Consider the following 16277-nt stretch of genomic DNA (forward strand, 5'->3'; position numbering starts at 1 on the left):
GGCCTAAGCGGCGCCGAATGAGGAAGAGATTGAGATGAGTATGGTGAACGCGAATCCGGGTAAAATTTCAGTTCGTGATCTGAACTTCTACTACGGCAAATTCCATGCCCTGAAGAACATCAACCTGGATATCGCTAAGAACCAGGTGACGGCGTTTATCGGCCCGTCAGGATGCGGTAAATCCACTCTGCTGCGTACGTTCAACAAGATGTTTGAGCTGTACCCGGAGCAGCGTGCGGAAGGCGAAATTCTGCTGGATGGCGACAATATTCTCACCAATACCCAGGATATCGCGCTGCTGCGCGCGAAAGTGGGGATGGTATTCCAGAAGCCGACGCCGTTTCCGATGTCCATCTACGACAACATCGCCTTCGGCGTGCGCCTGTTTGAGAAGCTGTCGCGAGCCGATATGGACGAGCGCGTGCAGTGGGCGTTGACCAAAGCCGCATTATGGAATGAAACCAAAGATAAACTGCACCAGAGCGGGTATTCTCTCTCCGGTGGTCAGCAGCAGCGTCTGTGTATCGCCCGCGGTATCGCGATTCGCCCGGAAGTGCTGTTGCTCGATGAACCTTGCTCAGCGCTGGACCCGATCTCCACCGGGCGCATCGAGGAACTTATCACCGAGCTGAAGCAGGATTACACCGTCGTTATCGTTACCCACAACATGCAGCAGGCTGCGCGTTGTTCCGACCATACGGCATTTATGTATCTTGGCGAGCTGATTGAATTCAGCAACACGGACGATCTGTTTACCAAGCCCGCTAAGAAGCAAACTGAAGATTATATTACTGGCCGCTACGGTTGATTGCCCTTCTGCTTTCAGGTGCTAACCCGATGGGCAATCAGGAGACATCATGGATAACTTAAATCTTAATAAACATATTTCCGGCCAGTTCAACGCAGAGCTGGAGTACATTCGCACCCAGGTGATGACCATGGGTGGGCTGGTGGAGCAGCAGCTTTCTGATGCGATCACCGCGATGCACAATCAGGACAGCGATCTGGCGAAGCGCGTAATCGACGGCGACAAGCAGGTCAATATGATGGAAGTGGCGATCGACGAGGCCTGCGTGCGCATCATCGCTAAACGTCAGCCGACCGCCAGCGACCTGCGCCTGGTGATGGCGATCATCAAGACTATCGCCGAGCTGGAACGTATTGGCGACGTGGCGGATAAAATCTGCCGTACCGCGCTGGAGAAGTTTTCCCAGCAGCACCAGCCGCTGCTGGTGAGCCTTGAGTCGCTGGGCCGCCATACCGTGCAGATGCTGCATGACGTGCTGGATGCCTTTGCGCGTATGGATCTTGATGAGGCGGTACGCATCTATCGTGAAGATAAGAAAGTTGACCAGGAATATGAAGGCATCGTGCGTCAGCTGATGACCTACATGATGGAAGACTCACGCACCATTCCGAGCGTCCTGACCGCGCTGTTCTGCGCGCGTTCCATCGAGCGTATCGGCGATCGCTGTCAGAATATTTGCGAATATATTTTCTACTTCGTCAAAGGCCAGGATTTCCGTCACGTAGGCGGCGACGAACTGGATAAACTGCTCGCGGGTAAAGATCCGAAAGAGTAAAGATCATGATGGTTGATTCTGGTAAAGGGAATAATCAGAATCAACAATGATTGTCTGCATCGCTGACATATTGCTGCGATTATCGTCACAATTAATACTCTGGCTATTTGAGTTTTAAATTTTATCGCGTAACAATCTTTCCCACTGACCGGGCGTTGCTGCTCAGAAGGTCAAATGGATTGTTACTGCGACAGCAGGCAAAACCTGATATTGCCCCAGGCGGCGATGTCAGGTTTTTTTGTTTTAGACGCTGAACGGTTGGTGATAAGGGTTGTTACCGCAATGAGCGGGCAAAACCTGAAGAGGATTATCTGTTAATGCAGATGGTCTCCTTCAGGTTTTTTTTTGCCACTTATTCGGCAGGAAAATAAAAGCTGCAGTTACGTGGAATGGTATTAATGCAGTTTATTAAAAACATAACGCTATTTATTTGTTACGTGTTTCATTTACGCCAATGCTTATATAAGGGATTATTATGATTAGAAGAAATATGATCGCTTCGGCGATGGTTTTGCTGGCGCCGCTTTCTTATTCAACAAATCTTATTGCCGGGCAACTTACGGTTGAACAACGGCTGGAGCTTCTGGAAAAAGCGCTTCAGGACACGCAAAAAGAACTCAAGAAATATCAGGATCAGGAGAAAAAAAGGAACCAGGTCTGGGCCGCCTGGTCGCAACCGGTAAATAGCCAGAAGAGCCAGAGTGCGAAAGCGCCCACGGCGACCCAAGCGGCCGCTAAGCCGGATGCGGTACTGGTCAAAAATGAACAGCCGGCGCAGGGCGGTGAGCCAACCTATAGCGCCATGACGCTGAAAGATTTTAGCAAGTTTGTAAAAGATGAAATCGGCTTTAGCTATAACGGCTATTACCGTTCTGGCTGGGGGACCGCCTCGCACGGTTCGCCAAAATCGTGGGCCATCGGCTCGCTTGGCCGTTTGGGTAACGAGTATTCCGGCTGGTTTGATTTACAGCTTAAACAGCGCGTTTTTCAGGAGGACGACAAACGTGTGGATGCCATCGTGATGCTCGATGGCAATGTGGGTCAGCAGTATTCTACCGGCTGGTTTGGCGACAATGCCGGCGGCGAAAACTACCTTCAGTTCTCGGATATGTACGTCAACACCAAAGGCTTTCTGCCGTTTGCCCCGGAAGCGGATTTCTGGGTCGGTAAGCACGGCGCGCCGAAAATCGAGATCCAGATGCTGGACTGGAAAACGCAAAGAACCGATGCGGCGGCTGGCGTGGGGCTTGAAAACTGGAAGGTGGGCGCCGGTAAATTTGATATCGCGCTGGTGCGCGAAGACATCGATGACTATGACCGCTCTTTGACTAATAAGCAGCAAATTAATACCAATACCCTGGATGTGCGTTACAAAGATATTCCGCTGTGGGATAAAGCCTCGCTGATGGTGAGCGGGCGCTATGTCGCCGCCAATCAAAGCTCATCAGAGAAATATAAAGAGGGGAATGAAGGTTACTACCAATGGAAAGATACCTGGATGGTGGGCACCTCATTAACGCAGAAATTTGATAACGGCGGCTTTAACGAGTTCTCATTATTACTGGCGAAAAACTCCATCGCCAGCAGCTTCTCGCGCTATGCCGGTTCGAGCCCATATACCACCAATAATGGGCGTTATTATGGCGATCATACCAACGGCACCGCCGTGCGCTTAACCTCGCAGGGGGAAACCTATCTGCGCGATGATGTCATTATGGCGAATGCAATCGTCTACTCATTTGGTAATGACATCTATAGCTATGAAACCGGCGCCCATTCAGACTTTGAATCTATTCGCGTCGTGGTCCGTCCGGCATATATCTGGAATAAATATAATCAGACCGGCGTTGAATTGGGCTACTTCAAACAGCAGAACAAAGATGTGACGGGCAAGAAATATAACGAATCCGGTTATAAGACCACCTTATTCCATACCTTCAAAGTTAATACCAGTATGCTGACCTCGCGCCCGGAAATCCGTTTTTATGCGACTTATATTAAAGCCGAAGATATCGATCTGGATAAGGCTGCTAACAATACCACCGCGGTTTTTGAAGATGGCAAGAACGACCAGTTCGCGGTCGGCGCGCAGGCTGAAATTTGGTGGTAAGGCCGCAAGCGCCTGCTAATAAAAACGTAAAAAGGAATCAAAATGAAACGACATGCAATTTACTTCGCCCTGGCGCTGGCTGGCGCCACATTTACGGCGCACGCCGCACCGCTGCCGACGATGCCTGATGCCGCTATTCCTGTCAGCCAATATATTACTCAGGTGAATACGGATAACAGCGTGACTTTCCGATTATTTGCCCCCGATGCCAGGCGCGTTTCCGTCGTCACGGGGTCGACGCCGGATACCTTTGTCTCTCATGACATGACCAAAGACACCCAGGGCGTATGGACGTGGAAAAGCGATCGCCTGGCCGCCAATCTTTATGAGTACTACTTTGATGTGGACGGTTTTCGTTCCGTCGATACCGGCAGCCGCTACCAGAAACCGCAACGCCAGGTGAATACCAGCCTGATCCTGGTGCCCGGCAGCATTCTTGACGATCGGGCGGTCCCGCACGGCGATCTGCGTACCGTCACCTACCATTCGACTGCGCTTAAGTCAGAGCGTCGCGTCTACGTCTGGACGCCACCGGGCTATAACGGCAGCGGCGAGCCTTTGCCGGTGCTCTATTTCTACCACGGTTTTGGCGATAGCGGTCTGTCGGCCATCGACCAGGGACGCATCCCGCAAATGATGGATAATCTGCTGGTGGAGGGCAAAATCAAGCCGATGCTGGTGGTGGTGCCGGATACCGAAACCGATATTCCTCAAGCGATCGCGGAAAACTTCCCGCCGCAGGAGCGGCGTAAAAACTTCTATCCACTCAATGCGAAAGCCGCAGACAACGAACTGATGCACGACATCATTCCGCTGATCGATTCCCGATTTAACGTGCGTAAAGATGCCGACGGCCGGGCGCTGGCGGGGCTGTCGCAGGGCGGTTACCAGGCGCTGGTGTCCGGGATGAACCATCTTGAGAGCTTCGGGTGGCTTGCCACCTTAAGCGGGGTTACGACAACTACGGTTCCCGACGCTGGCGTGGAGGCGCAGTTGAATAACCCTGACGCCATCAATAAGCAACTGCGTAACTTTACGCTGGTGGTTGGCGAAAAAGACTCCGTCACTGGCAAAGATATTGCAGGCCTGAAAAGCGAACTGGAAAAGCAGAAGATCAAATTTGATTACCACTCTTATCCCGGCCTGAATCATGAAATGGACGTCTGGCGTCCGGCCTATGCCGAGTTTGTGCAAAAGCTCTTTAAATAACCGTCAGGGGGCATGGCGCCCCCTGTCTCAACCAGTAAAGGAAGATGAGATGAAATTGATTGTGACGGAAGATTATGAAGAGATGAGCCTGGTCGCCTGCCATCATCTTTTAGGCTATATCACGATGCCGCGACGAATGAATCTGGCGGTGACGGCGGGGAGTACGCCGAAGCGTATGTATGAGCATTTGGTGGCAGCCATCAAAGGGAAATCATTCTATGATCGGGTTCACTATTACAACTTTGATGAGATTCCTTTTCGCGGCCAGCAGCGTGAAGGGGTGACGATTTCCAACCTGCGCCAGCTGTTTTTTACCCCAGCGCAAATCAAAGAAGAGAACATTCACAAATTGACGCTGGAGAATGCGGCTCAACACGATCGCCGCCTGGAAGAGGTCGGCGGTCTTGACCTGATTGTGCTGGGGCTGGGCGCCGACGGCCATTTTTGCGGCAACCTGCCGAACACCACGCGCTTTCATGATGAGACGGTTGAAGTACCGATTCATGGGGATCTGGTTGGCATTGTTGCGAACGGTGAAATGGGGGGCGATTTCAACGTGGTGCCGGATAGCTATGTCACCATGGGGCCGAAAAGCGTGATGGCGGCAAAAAACCTGCTGCTGATTGTCAGCGGCGCGGCGAAAGCGCAAGCGCTAAAGCAGGTGGTGGAAGGCCCGGTCAGCGAACAGGTGCCGGCATCGGTGCTCAAATTGCACCCTTCGTTGGTGATTATTGCGGATAAAGCAGCAGCGGCGGAATTGCAGCACTAAAAAGCTGCTGGCCAGCGGGGCTACCGTTGTGATCAACCGTAGCCCGGCCGAGCGTAGCGACGCCGGGTCTTAACGAGTAATATCCCAGCCACGCGCTCTCCACAATGCCGGCAGCTCAGCTAAATCGGTGAAGGTCGTTACCTTTGGATGATCGATCGGTTGGTTGTGCGGGTCGGCGCAGAAGTAAAAGACTTCCATACCCGCGGCGATCCCCGATTGGGCTCCTGCGCTGGAATCATCAACCAGAATACAGTTTTCGACTTGTACCTGCATGGCCTCTGCCGCATGGAACATCAGCGCCGGGTCGGGTTTCCAGCGCTGAATGTCGTAACCGCTGTACAGCCGGTCAGGGAAGTGGTGCAGCATCTGCGTTCTACCGAGCGAATGCTGCATTTTACTGACCGGGCCATTCGACACCACGCACATCGGGATCTTCACCGCGTCCAGCAGCGCAGCGGCGCCGGGGATGACCTCCAGCTCGCTATCGAACAGACGGGCGACTTCGGCGCGATACACCGGCTCCAGAGTCTCTTTCTGCAGGTTAACGCCATATTCAGCGTTGATGGTGTCGATAATCTCGTACAGCTTAACGCCCTTGAAGCGCTTAAAAATTTCGGCTAAATCCAGCGTAATACCGAATTCTTGAAACATGTGAACATAGGCGCGTGAGCAAATCACCTCGCTGTCGACCAGCGTGCCGTCACAATCGAAAAATACTGCTTGTGGTTGGGTCATACTCTTTCCAGTTTAACAAGTTTAACGTTTTCGTAATGCTCAATGCCGCGACGCAATCGTTGCCGTATAAGCAAAATAAATGAAAAAAATTACCATACAACCGCGCCTGGTGCCGTAATTTGGTATAGGATAGCCTCGAATTTTCCCTCCTTTTACGTTCGGAAACCGATAATGAGTCAACAACAAACCAGCCAGTCTTCTGGCCAGGGTCTGCTGGAGCGCGTATTTAAACTGCGCGAGCACGGCACCACGGTGCGCACTGAAGCGATCGCCGGTTTCACCACGTTCCTGACGATGGTCTACATCGTCTTCGTGAACCCACAAATTCTTGGCGTGGCGGGTATGGATACCAGCGCTGTCTTTGTGACCACCTGTCTGATCGCGGCCTTCGGCAGCATCCTGATGGGTCTGTTCGCGAATCTGCCGGTGGCGCTGGCGCCAGCGATGGGTCTGAATGCCTTCTTTGCCTTCGTGGTGGTTCAGGCGATGGGCCTGCCGTGGCAGGTGGGGATGGGCGCGATTTTCTGGGGCGCCGTTGGCCTGCTGCTGCTGACCCTCTTCCGCGTACGCTACTGGATGATTGCCAATATCCCGGTGAGCCTGCGCGTGGGCATTACCAGCGGTATCGGGTTGTTTATCGGCATGATGGGCCTGAAGAACGCTGGTGTTATCGTGGCGAACCAGGACACGCTGGTCAGCATCGGTAACCTGACCTCCCACAGCGTGCTGCTGGGCGTGCTCGGATTCTTTATTATCGCTATCCTGGCGTCGCGTAATATTCATGCTGCCGTGCTGGTCTCCATCGTGGTCACCACCCTGTTGGGCTGGATGCTCGGCGATGTGCACTATACCGGCATCGTCTCCGCGCCGCCGAGCGTAACCTCGGTTGTGGGGCAGGTCGATCTGGCCGGTTCGTTGAACCTTGGCCTGGCGGGCGTGATCTTCTCGTTCATGCTGGTTAACCTGTTCGACTCCTCCGGCACCCTGATTGGCGTTACCGATAAAGCCGGGCTGGCGGATGCGCAGGGTAAATTCCCGCGCATGAAGCAGGCGCTGTTCGTCGATAGCGTGTCGTCCGTCGCCGGCTCCTTTATTGGCACCTCTTCGGTTACGGCCTATATCGAATCCTCCTCCGGCGTTTCCGTTGGCGGGCGTAGCGGCCTGACCGCCGTTGTCGTGGGTATCCTGTTCCTGCTGGTCATCTTCCTGTCGCCGCTGGCGGGGATGGTTCCGGCCTATGCCGCCGCCGGGGCGCTGATTTACGTTGGCGTGCTGATGACCTCAAGCCTGGCGCGCGTGAAGTGGGATGACCTGACGGAAGCGGTACCGGCGTTTATCACCGCGGTGATGATGCCGTTCAGCTTCTCGATCACCGAAGGTATCGCCCTGGGCTTTATTTCCTACTGCGTGATGAAGATTGGCACTGGCCGTCTGCGTGAACTCAGCCCGTGCGTGATTATCGTTTCGCTGCTGTTCGTGCTGAAAATTGTCTTTATCGATGCGCATTGATCCGCACGCATGATGAAATGGCCCGGCATCGCTGCCGGGCTTTTTTTATGCTTTTACCCGCTGAATATAATCGCCAAAGGCGGTCAGCTGGCCGCGCATATGGTCCAGCGTGCTCTGATCGACCACTTCACCCGCCTGCGGATCGACTTTGTTCTGAATCACGCCGCCCATAAATTCCGGCTTGTTCATGACCATCGCATCGAGGAAGACCAGAATCTGGCGCAGATGATACTGGCAGCGGGCCCCGCCGATAGCGCCCATTGAGCTGGTCTGGATCAGCACCGGCTTACCGGCCAGCGGCTGCTCCGGTAGACGTGAGAGCCAGTCGATGGCGTTCTTCAGGCCGCCGGGTACCGAGTAGTTATATTCCGGGGTAACGATCACCACGCCGTCCGCTTCGCGGATTTGTTTCGCGATCTCCTGCACGCTCTGCGGGAACCCCTCTTCCTGTTGGATATCGGCATCGTACAGCGGGATATCGCCGATCGACGGCAGCGCGGAGATTTCCATGCCCGCAGGCGCAATGCCTGGCAGCGTACGCGCAACCATGGCATTAAAAGAACCTTTGCGCAGACTTCCGAGTAACGTAACAACTTTCAACGTATCAGACATGAGTGCTCCTTTGCATCATGATGGCCGGCTAAACCGGTCAGTTGAGGGAGAATACTTTTTCTACCGGTAAGCTGGTAAAGCGCATCAGGCGCGCGTCAGTCTCTTTGGCGCGCGTTTGCGCATCAGGCAGGCAGCGCCAGCCCTCTTTACTATCGAATTCCCAGACCTTCAGCGGCCCGATATTCGGGGTGACGGCAATTGACCACACCAGCAGCGTTTCGGCATCACAGATGGCTTCAATCGATTGGGGGCCAGCGGTACGCAGGCGACCAGACCCCGGCAGCAGTTGTACTCGTACCGGGGCTTCACCGGTGAGCTTCAGCACGCTGCGGCGCAGCGCGACCAGTTGGGCGCGGGCTTCATCCGGATCGTGCTGGATGTTAATCCATAAATTCTCATTGCTATTGAAGACATAGCGATCGGCGGCATGTAGCGGATGGACGCCACGCGAGGCGTGCTGCAGTTCCATATCGAGACCGCAGTCACCTTCCGTCGTTAGCGCTACGCCGACGATATTCCCGGCATAAGAGATGGAAAAGCGGGGAAGGTGGGGATCGCGAAATACGGGCCGTCCATTGGGTTCGCTGATGATTTCCGGCAGTTCGCCGATACCATAAAGCATGAAAAGCAGTTCAGCGAGCAGCGAACGCGAGGCGCGATAGCGGCTCTGTCGGTATTCGGGTAGGTTACGTGCGGATTGATGACATGCCGCCGACAAACGCGTCGATAGCGGCTCCCTGGTGTTGAGTATCCCTCTTGCAAAATGCGTTGCCATTCGTCGCTCCGTGATTAATGGTCAGAGATAAAAATTGTGAATGATATTATCGCTCACAATGAGCAGGTTTTAATGCGGAAATTCTTCCTTGAGAAGGGATAATGTCTGACTTTTACAATTTCTTGCGCAACAACGTGAGGATGATGGGCAAATTCCCTACAGCGTATTGGAATAGAGCTGTTTGAGGGTCTCTCTGAGCCATACGATCTTTGGATTATAGCTATTACGCTTGTGCCACAGCAGGGTGAACGGCACGCGCATTTTTTCCAGCAGCTGCGGCTCCAGCGGCAGCGGGCGCGATACCAGCGGCAGATGATGCTGCTGATTATAGTGCTGACAATAGCGCGGCGCGGTGGCTATCATGGTGTGATTCGGCTGCGCCGCCATAAATAATGACTGTTCAAAGCCGGGTAAGGTTAGCGCGACGGTGCGCTTGTAGCCCAGATCATGTAACACATCATCCAGCGCCCAGGTATCGCTCTGTTCCCAGCAGATATTGATGTGCGGATAGCGCAGGAAAGCCGCCAGATTCCACTCTTCATTAAGCGCCGGATGATCGGCGCGCAGCCACACCTGCGGCAGGTCGCTAAACAGGATATCAAAATCGATATACCACGGCAGCAGGCTCAGCTGTTCGCGCGAACGGGGATGGGTTTCCCGGCCGCAAAAACCGATATCGACCTCGCCGCGAATGATCGCATCCAGAGAATCGTAATCCCAGTTGCGTAAGCGGATCAGCGCCTGTGGATAACGTTGATAAATTTGCTGGGAGAGGGTGTTGAACAGGATCATCAGCAGCGGCGATTCTGCCGCCAGCTCGAACTTCAGGCCGCTTGGCATGGTGTGATGCGGTTTATCGAGGATCTGATTGCCCATCTGCATCCAGTCGGCGAGATCCTGCTCCATGCTGCTCATTAACGGCGTTGGCGCCAGCCCTAGTGGGGTTTTAACAAATAGCGGATCGTCAAACCAGGCGCGTAGCTTGGCCAATGATTTACTCACCGCCGACGGCGAAACGTTCATCCGTTTCGCCGTGCGGGTGACGCTGCGCTCCTGGGTCAGAAGCTGCAGGCACAGCAGGAGATTAAGATCGAGACTCGACAGGGATTTCTTCATTATCTTGCGTCGCGCGCGCCGGCGAGACGACCAGTATCAGAACAATACTGACTATGCTACAGGCAATGAGTATCCCGATCAGCATATTCATGGCGCTCAGCCCGATGATAGCCGCCAGCCAAATCCACAGCGAAGAACCACAGACCTGAGCGATACCGAGAGCGGAACTGGCGACGCCCGCGCGCAGCGTGAAAGGCCCTAGCGCCTGGCTCATCGCGACGCCAAAGCCGACCGAGAAACCCGCGCAGATCATGCCTAATCCCAGCATGGTGATGGGCTGGCTGGCGGCGAGGCTCAATACCACGCCAGCGACAAGGAACAACGTCTGCGAGGTCAGCATCAGGGTGCGTGGTTTAAACAGCGTCAGGGCGAACGGCGTGGAGAACGACACGGCCATGCTGACCATCGCCATCAGCGCCATCGCCATTGAATAAGTTCCGCGGTCGAAACCCATCTCTTCCATCATCAGCACCGGAGAGACGTTCACGTAGGTCAGAATTGCGGTGACGCTGAGAGTCGTAATGACTATGCGGCTAAGGAAAAACCGGTTTAGCAGCGATTCAGCAGTGGCATTATGCTGTGCGCCTGCCTGCGGATGCGTTGTCGGGCGCGTCTCGCGCAGCATAAACACCGACAATAACCCTACCATCACCCCCATGCCTGTCATGGTGTAGAACAGGCTCTGCCACGGATATTTCAACATGATCAGATGGCCAAGTACCGGCGCGAGAACGGGAATGATGCAGGTAATGCCATTAAGCAGCGACAGTACCTTGGCGCGGCGGCGCTCGTCCAGCGTATCGCGCAGAACGGCAAAAGCGACGACGTAGCAGCTTCCCGCGCCGATCCCCTGGATAAAGCGGCCGATCAGGAAATGCGTGCTGTTATGCGCCTGCGAGCACAGTAGCGAGGCCAGTATGAAGGTGATGGCGCCAAAAATCGCGACCGGTTTACGCCCGGATTTATCCGCCGCGCGCCCGGCAAAAAGCATCGCGGTAGCCATACCGGCTAAATAGACCGAAAAGGCGATATGCAACTGCGCCTCGCTGGCGCCAAGATCCTGGGCGATGCGCGGTAGGCCGACCAGATACATATCAATGCCGGATGGATAGAGCAGTACCAAAGCGAAACTGCAGATAAGAAAGCGTGCCATAGGATCCTCGCAATAAGAATGGCGTACAGCATAGTGGCTAGGGCCAGAGAGTACGAGTTGCCATTTGGACAACACTCTTTTCCTGAAAGGAAAAACAGGTGATTGCTTCACAGAATTGATGTGATTAGGGACATTAAATAAAAAACCCGTCATAACAGAACGTTATGGCGGGTTAGTAGATGCTTACCAGTAATGCTTACTTACCGATACAGAAACTGGAGAAGATGCGGCCCAGCAGGTCGTCAGAGGTAAATTCGCCTGTGATTTCGCTTAATGCCTGTTGCGACAGACGCAGCTCTTCCGCCAGCAGTTCCCCGGCCCAGGCGCCCAGCAGTTGGGCTTTGCCCTGCTGCAGATGGTTCGCTGCCGTTTCCAGCGCCTGCAGGTGGCGACGACGGGCGAGGAAGCCGCCTTCCATGTTGGTATCGAAGCCCATGCTCTGCTTAAGGTGGTTGCGCAGCACCTCGACCCCTTCACCGGTACGCGCCGACAGGCGGATTAGTGAGTGGCCATTTACTTCGCTGAGCCCCAGCGCTTCGCCGGTGACGTCGGCTTTATTACGCACCACGGTAATCGGCAGTTTAGCGGGCAGGCGCTCGATAAAGTCCGGCCAGATCTCCGCCGGGTCAATGGCGCTGGTGGTGGTGCCGTCGACCATAAACAGCACCCGATCCGCCTGTTCAATTTCCTGCCAGGCGCGTTCAATACCGATGCGCTCCACTTCATCGCTGGCGTCACGCAGGCCTGCGGTATCGATGATATGCAGCGGCATACCGTCGATATGAATATGCTCGCGCAGCACGTCGCGGGTGGTGCCGGCGATATCGGTGACGATCGCCGCTTCACGGCCGGCCAGGGCGTTTAGCAGGCTGGATTTACCGGCGTTAGGCCGTCCAGCGATCACCACTTTCATCCCTTCGCGCAACAGGCTGCCCTGACGGGCTTCGGCGCGTACGGCATCGAGATCGGCGATCACGTCGTTCAGTTGGGCTTCAATTTTACCGTCGGAGAGGAAATCAATTTCTTCATCCGGGAAATCAATCGCCGCTTCCACGTAGATGCGCAGGTGAGTGAGCGCTTCCACAAGATGGTTCACACGCGCGGAGAAGGCCCCTTGCAAGGAGTTCAACGCCGAACGGGCCGCCTGCTCTGAGCTGGCGTCGATAAGATCGGCGATGGCCTCTGCCTGCGCCAGGTCGAGCTTGTCGTTGAGGAACGCGCGCTCGGAAAACTCGCCCGGATTGGCGATGCGAACGCCGGGCAACGTCAGAATACGTTTGAGCAGCAGATCCAGAATGACCGGGCCGCCGTGGCCCTGCAGTTCGAGGACATCTTCGCCGGTAAAGGAATTGGGTCCCGGGAACCACAGCGCAATCCCCTGATCCAGCGGCGTACCGTCGGCGTCTTTGAACGGCAGATAGTCGGCATAGCGCGGCTTCGGCAGCTTGCCGAGTACCGCCTGCGCGACGTCGCGCGCCTTAAGGCCGGAGATACGCAGGATGCCCACACCCCCGCGTCCCGGTGGGGTTGCCTGGGCGACGATAGTGTCGTTATGGCTCATGATATGTCTCTTCAAATCGCAATAAAAAAAGGCGGTCATTCGACCGCCTTTTGATTGTAGGCCTGATAAGCGTTAGCGCCATCAGGCAACCCGGCGCGCATTGCCGGATGGCGGCTTCGCCTTATCCGGCCTACACCGAATCAGGATTTTTTCTTCTCGCGGCTATGCAGGCCACGCTTCTCCAGACCACGGTAAATCAGCTGCTGCTGAATAATGGTTACCAGGTTGCTGACGATGTAGTACACCACCAGACCAGACGGGAACCACAGGAAGAACACCGTGAAGATGACCGGCATAAAGGTCATGATCTTCTGCTGCATCGGGTCGGTCACGGTGGTCGGCGACATCTTCTGGATGAAGAACATGGTCGCGCCCATGATGATCGGCAGGATGTAGTACGGGTCTTGCGCGGACAGGTCGTGGATCCACAGGATAAACGGCGCATGACGCAGTTCAACCGAGGCGCTCAGCATGTAGTACAGCGCAAGGAAGATAGGCATCTGAATAATCAGCGGGAAGCAGCCACCCAGCGGGTTAACTTTTTCTGCTTTATACAGCGCCATCATTTCCTGGCTTTGACGTTGTTTATCGTCGCCCAGACGCTCGCGCATTGCCTGAATCTTCGGCTGCAGCATACGCATCTTCGCCATGGAGGTGTACTGCGCTTTAGTCAGCGGGTACATGATGCCACGAACGATAAAGGTGATGACGATAATCGAGAAGCCCCAGTTGCCGAGGAAGCCGTGGATGAATTTCAGCAGCTTAAACAGCGGTTGGGAGATGAACCACAGCCAGCCGTAGTCGACGGTCAGATCCAGGTGCGGCGCGACGGCAGCCATTTTATCCTGCAGAGCCGGGCCGACCCACAGCACGCTTTCCAGCTTGTCGGTTTGACCAGGCTGCACCAGTACCGGCTGTGATTTATAGCCGATAGCGACAACGCCATTACCGAGGTTAGCGGTATAGAAGTTGTTGGTGCCGTTGTTATGCGGAACCCACGCGGTGGTGAAGTACTGCTGCAACATCGCCACCCAACCGTCTTTGGTGCTGACGTTCAGGTTTTCGTTGTCGACGATAGTATCGAATTTATATTTTTCGTATTTCGAATCAGCAGTGGAGTACGCCGCGCCACGGAAGGTGTGCATGGTAGACAGACCGCCGGTTTGCGTATCGCGGCTTGATGGCAGCGCTGCCGTTTGCTTCAGCTGACCGAAGGAGGAGATCTCCAGCGGTTTTTCGCCGACGTTTTTCACGTTGTAGCCAACGTTCACCGCATAATCACCGCGTTTCAGGGTGAAAGTTTTGGTGAAGACGTTGCCCGCTTTGTCGGTGTAAGTCAGCGGAATAACGATTTCGTTCTGGCCGTCAGCCAGTACATACGCATCTTTATCAGCGTTATACAGCGGACGCGGGCCGTTAGCCGGGTTATCCGGGCCGTCACGACCGGTTAAGCCGCTCTGTGCCTGATAGATAAACTGTGGCGTGGTTTCCAGTAACTGGAACGGTTCAGTAGATTTCAGCGCTTTCGGGTAAGCCGGAAGCAGCGCTTGCTCAACATCACCACCGCTGGTGTTGATGGTCAGATCAAGCACATCAGTTTTAACCGTAATCAGTTTCCCCTGGCCACTGGCCGGTACGCCCTGGTCTGCGGCGCTACCCGCTGCTGTGGTCGTAGTCTGCGTGGTCTGCTGCTGGGTTTGCGGATTTTTGTCCTGCTCCCAGGCTTGCCAGATCATGAAAGACACGAACAACAAAGCGATGATAAGAAGATTGCGTTGCGAATCCATCGTTAGTGTTCTCTGGTATCAAATGGTCCAGGCGGGACGGGGTCGTCACCACCAGGGTGTAAAGGGTGGCATTTTAATACGCGTTTCACCGTCAACCAACTGCCTTTTATCACTCCAAACCTGCGCAATGCCTCAATTCCGTATTGAGAACAGGTTGGCGTGAAACGACAGTGCGGCCCGAGTAGCGGACTAATCAGGCGCTGATAGACCCTGATAAGGCCTATCAGGACCCGCGAGCCAGGCGACAATGGCGGCGCCATAATTTTTCCAACGCTTCCGAGAGAGCACGGTTATCGAGGTCGGCAACCCCTTTCTTTGCCACCACCACGAAATCCATTGGCGGGAGTTCATGTTGACGTAAACGGAAGCTTTCACGCGTCAGACGTTTAATCCGATTGCGTTCATGCGCGCGCTTAACGTTTTTCTTGGCGACGGTAAGACCGATGCGGGGATGCCCCAGCGAATTCAGGCGGCCGAGGATGGTGATTTGCGGCGTGCCAGCCCGTTGTGGCTGCTGGAAGACGAAAGTGAAATGACTGGGAGTTAACAAACGTAACTCCCTGGGAAATGCTAGCTTAACCACGCAGGGTTAGCTTTATTACTTGGAAACGGTCAGACGAGCGCGGCCTTTAGCACGACGACGTGCCAGAACCTGACGACCATTTTTATTAGCCATACGAGCACGGAAGCCGTGAGAACGGTTGCGCTTCAGTACAGACGGTTGAAAAGTGCGTTTCATGGCGATTTCTACCTAAACTTGAATAAATTCACTGACTTTTGCGTAGACCCGAACGAACTTCGAACGACTTACGCCTCAGCGTGGGTGATTAAAGAGGCCGGATTGTAATAATTGTACACTCCGGAGTCAATTCTCTTTCCTTATTTCTCGCACCTTGCCGCACAAAAAATAAGCTGAGACGAGTTGCGAAAACGGGCGTTACGCGCCGGGTGGGGGATTATACGGCCTGGCGGGTAAAGCGCAAGGATCGTAAAGGATCTTTGTTAGATCGATTCTGTTCAAAACCGGCATAGCTCATTAATTTTTCCAATATGCGGGCGAAATCGTGCCGCACTCTCGCCAGGATCGATTACACTTACCCGGTTTCGATCCTCCTGTGGATAAATCGGGAAGAATCTGTTGAGAAACACAAGATCTCTTTCTCAGTTTAGGCTATGATCCCCGGTCCCGATCGCGATCCACGGATCCGTCCCGGGTAAAACCGCAAATAGCGGTTCGCACGTCACCCCTTTTGCGCAGGGGCTTTTTCGGCTTATGCAGGGTCTTGCGACGTGTGCCAACAATCACGATTGTTTCAGTTTTTCTTTTATATCGATTTTATGTTCGAGTGGAGTCCGCC

At 54.4% G+C, this 16277-nt stretch carries 17 protein-coding genes; 6 read left to right on the forward strand and 11 right to left on the reverse strand.

From position 1 onward, the window contains the following. The first annotated feature begins 34 nt into the window (after positions 1-34). The 5 genes from pstB (at position 35) to ABLV66_RS25365 (ending at position 5671) form a co-directional block, all read left to right on the forward strand. A complete protein-coding gene (gene pstB / locus ABLV66_RS25345) occupies positions 35-808 on the forward strand; it encodes a phosphate ABC transporter ATP-binding protein PstB (protein ID WP_015369015.1) in 774 nt (257 codons plus the stop codon). A 49-nt stretch (positions 809-857) separates the two neighbouring features. Then, on the forward strand, positions 858-1583 hold the full coding sequence (phoU, locus tag ABLV66_RS25350) for a phosphate signaling complex protein PhoU (RefSeq protein WP_004145007.1): 726 nt from the start codon (positions 858-860) through the stop codon (positions 1581-1583). Positions 1584-2058: 475 nt separating this feature from the next. Next, entirely contained in the window at positions 2059-3693 is a 1635-nt protein-coding gene (locus ABLV66_RS25355; protein ID WP_348877239.1) for a carbohydrate porin, read from the forward strand. 42 nt (positions 3694-3735) lie between these two features. Next, positions 3736-4902, forward strand: a complete 1167-nt coding sequence (locus ABLV66_RS25360; RefSeq protein WP_348877237.1) for an alpha/beta hydrolase-fold protein — start codon at positions 3736-3738, stop codon at positions 4900-4902. 49 nt (positions 4903-4951) lie between these two features. Continuing rightward, positions 4952-5671: a glucosamine-6-phosphate deaminase gene (locus ABLV66_RS25365; protein ID WP_315711979.1), complete on the forward strand. Its 720-nt coding sequence runs from the start codon at positions 4952-4954 to the stop codon at positions 5669-5671. A gap of 69 nt (positions 5672-5740) precedes the next feature. Here ABLV66_RS25365 and yieH read toward each other — a convergent pair whose 3' ends face one another. Then, positions 5741-6406: a 6-phosphogluconate phosphatase gene (gene yieH, locus ABLV66_RS25370; RefSeq protein ID WP_032713001.1), complete on the reverse strand. Its 666-nt coding sequence runs from the start codon at positions 6404-6406 to the stop codon at positions 5741-5743. A 171-nt stretch (positions 6407-6577) separates the two neighbouring features. Here yieH and ABLV66_RS25375 point away from each other — a divergent pair, with 171 nt between their 5' ends. Further along, entirely contained in the window at positions 6578-7915 is a 1338-nt protein-coding gene (locus tag ABLV66_RS25375; protein WP_348877236.1) for an NCS2 family permease, read from the forward strand. 45 nt (positions 7916-7960) lie between these two features. Here ABLV66_RS25375 and ABLV66_RS25380 read toward each other — a convergent pair whose 3' ends face one another. The 10 genes from ABLV66_RS25380 to ABLV66_RS25425 all read right to left on the reverse strand — a co-directional run bounded on the left by ABLV66_RS25380 (position 7961) and on the right by ABLV66_RS25425 (position 15956). Further along, positions 7961-8527: an NADPH-dependent FMN reductase gene (locus ABLV66_RS25380; RefSeq protein WP_348877234.1), complete on the reverse strand. Its 567-nt coding sequence runs from the start codon at positions 8525-8527 to the stop codon at positions 7961-7963. A 37-nt stretch (positions 8528-8564) separates the two neighbouring features. Further along, complete coding sequence (locus ABLV66_RS25385) at positions 8565-9149, reverse strand: 4'-phosphopantetheinyl transferase family protein (RefSeq protein ID WP_213797854.1); 585 nt, start codon at positions 9147-9149, stop codon at positions 8565-8567. Positions 9150-9458: 309 nt separating this feature from the next. Then, positions 9459-10418, reverse strand: a complete 960-nt coding sequence (gene yidZ, locus ABLV66_RS25390; protein ID WP_063414963.1) for an HTH-type transcriptional regulator YidZ — start codon at positions 10416-10418, stop codon at positions 9459-9461. Next, entirely contained in the window at positions 10387-11571 is a 1185-nt protein-coding gene (locus tag ABLV66_RS25395) for an MFS transporter (protein WP_047065769.1), read from the reverse strand. Before ABLV66_RS25395 ends, yidZ begins: the two co-directional genes overlap by 32 nt. Positions 11572-11767: 196 nt before the next feature. Beyond that, positions 11768-13132: a tRNA uridine-5-carboxymethylaminomethyl(34) synthesis GTPase MnmE gene (gene mnmE, locus ABLV66_RS25400; protein ID WP_348877233.1), complete on the reverse strand. Its 1365-nt coding sequence runs from the start codon at positions 13130-13132 to the stop codon at positions 11768-11770. A 140-nt stretch (positions 13133-13272) separates the two neighbouring features. Further along, positions 13273-14919: a membrane protein insertase YidC gene (yidC, locus tag ABLV66_RS25405; protein WP_015369027.1), complete on the reverse strand. Its 1647-nt coding sequence runs from the start codon at positions 14917-14919 to the stop codon at positions 13273-13275. 2 nt (positions 14920-14921) lie between these two features. Beyond that, positions 14922-15179: a membrane protein insertion efficiency factor YidD gene (gene yidD / locus ABLV66_RS25410; RefSeq protein WP_015703903.1), complete on the reverse strand. Its 258-nt coding sequence runs from the start codon at positions 15177-15179 to the stop codon at positions 14922-14924. Continuing rightward, entirely contained in the window at positions 15143-15502 is a 360-nt protein-coding gene (rnpA, locus tag ABLV66_RS25415; protein ID WP_015703902.1) for a ribonuclease P protein component, read from the reverse strand. Before rnpA ends, yidD begins: the two co-directional genes overlap by 37 nt. 15 nt (positions 15503-15517) lie before the next feature. Beyond that, positions 15518-15658: a 50S ribosomal protein L34 gene (rpmH, locus tag ABLV66_RS25420; protein ID WP_015369029.1), complete on the reverse strand. Its 141-nt coding sequence runs from the start codon at positions 15656-15658 to the stop codon at positions 15518-15520. A 217-nt stretch (positions 15659-15875) separates the two neighbouring features. Further along, positions 15876-15956, reverse strand: coding sequence for a hypothetical protein (locus ABLV66_RS25425; protein WP_419773121.1), 81 nt, complete (start codon positions 15954-15956; stop codon positions 15876-15878). Positions 15957-16277: the final 321 nt, after the last annotated feature.

Source organism: Klebsiella sp. CN_Kp073, from assembly GCF_040065495.2.
Taxonomy (GTDB): domain Bacteria; phylum Pseudomonadota; class Gammaproteobacteria; order Enterobacterales; family Enterobacteriaceae; genus Klebsiella; species Klebsiella aerogenes.

What these genes read in the sequence shown, in the direction of transcription:
- pstB (WP_015369015.1), top strand. Translation starts at nt 35, where the DNA reads ATGAGTATGGTGAACGCGAATCCGGGTAAAATTTCAGTTCGTGATCTG.
- phoU (WP_004145007.1), top strand. Translation starts at nt 858, where the DNA reads ATGGATAACTTAAATCTTAATAAACATATTTCCGGCCAGTTCAACGCA.
- ABLV66_RS25355 (WP_348877239.1), top strand. Translation starts at nt 2,059, where the DNA reads ATGATTAGAAGAAATATGATCGCTTCGGCGATGGTTTTGCTGGCGCCG.
- ABLV66_RS25360 (WP_348877237.1), top strand. Translation starts at nt 3,736, where the DNA reads ATGAAACGACATGCAATTTACTTCGCCCTGGCGCTGGCTGGCGCCACA.
- ABLV66_RS25365 (WP_315711979.1), top strand. Translation starts at nt 4,952, where the DNA reads ATGAAATTGATTGTGACGGAAGATTATGAAGAGATGAGCCTGGTCGCC.
- yieH (WP_032713001.1), bottom strand. Translation starts at nt 6,406, where the DNA reads ATGACCCAACCACAAGCAGTATTTTTCGATTGTGACGGCACGCTGGTC.
- ABLV66_RS25375 (WP_348877236.1), top strand. Translation starts at nt 6,578, where the DNA reads ATGAGTCAACAACAAACCAGCCAGTCTTCTGGCCAGGGTCTGCTGGAG.
- ABLV66_RS25380 (WP_348877234.1), bottom strand. Translation starts at nt 8,527, where the DNA reads ATGTCTGATACGTTGAAAGTTGTTACGTTACTCGGAAGTCTGCGCAAA.
- ABLV66_RS25385 (WP_213797854.1), bottom strand. Translation starts at nt 9,149, where the DNA reads ATGCTTTATGGTATCGGCGAACTGCCGGAAATCATCAGCGAACCCAAT.
- yidZ (WP_063414963.1), bottom strand. Translation starts at nt 10,418, where the DNA reads ATGAAGAAATCCCTGTCGAGTCTCGATCTTAATCTCCTGCTGTGCCTG.
- ABLV66_RS25395 (WP_047065769.1), bottom strand. Translation starts at nt 11,571, where the DNA reads ATGGCACGCTTTCTTATCTGCAGTTTCGCTTTGGTACTGCTCTATCCA.
- mnmE (WP_348877233.1), bottom strand. Translation starts at nt 13,132, where the DNA reads ATGAGCCATAACGACACTATCGTCGCCCAGGCAACCCCACCGGGACGC.
- yidC (WP_015369027.1), bottom strand. Translation starts at nt 14,919, where the DNA reads ATGGATTCGCAACGCAATCTTCTTATCATCGCTTTGTTGTTCGTGTCT.
- yidD (WP_015703903.1), bottom strand. Translation starts at nt 15,179, where the DNA reads ATGGCGCCGCCATTGTCGCCTGGCTCGCGGGTCCTGATAGGCCTTATC.
- rpmH (WP_015369029.1), bottom strand. Translation starts at nt 15,658, where the DNA reads ATGAAACGCACTTTTCAACCGTCTGTACTGAAGCGCAACCGTTCTCAC.
- ABLV66_RS25425 (WP_419773121.1), bottom strand. Translation starts at nt 15,956, where the DNA reads ATGAGCTATGCCGGTTTTGAACAGAATCGATCTAACAAAGATCCTTTA.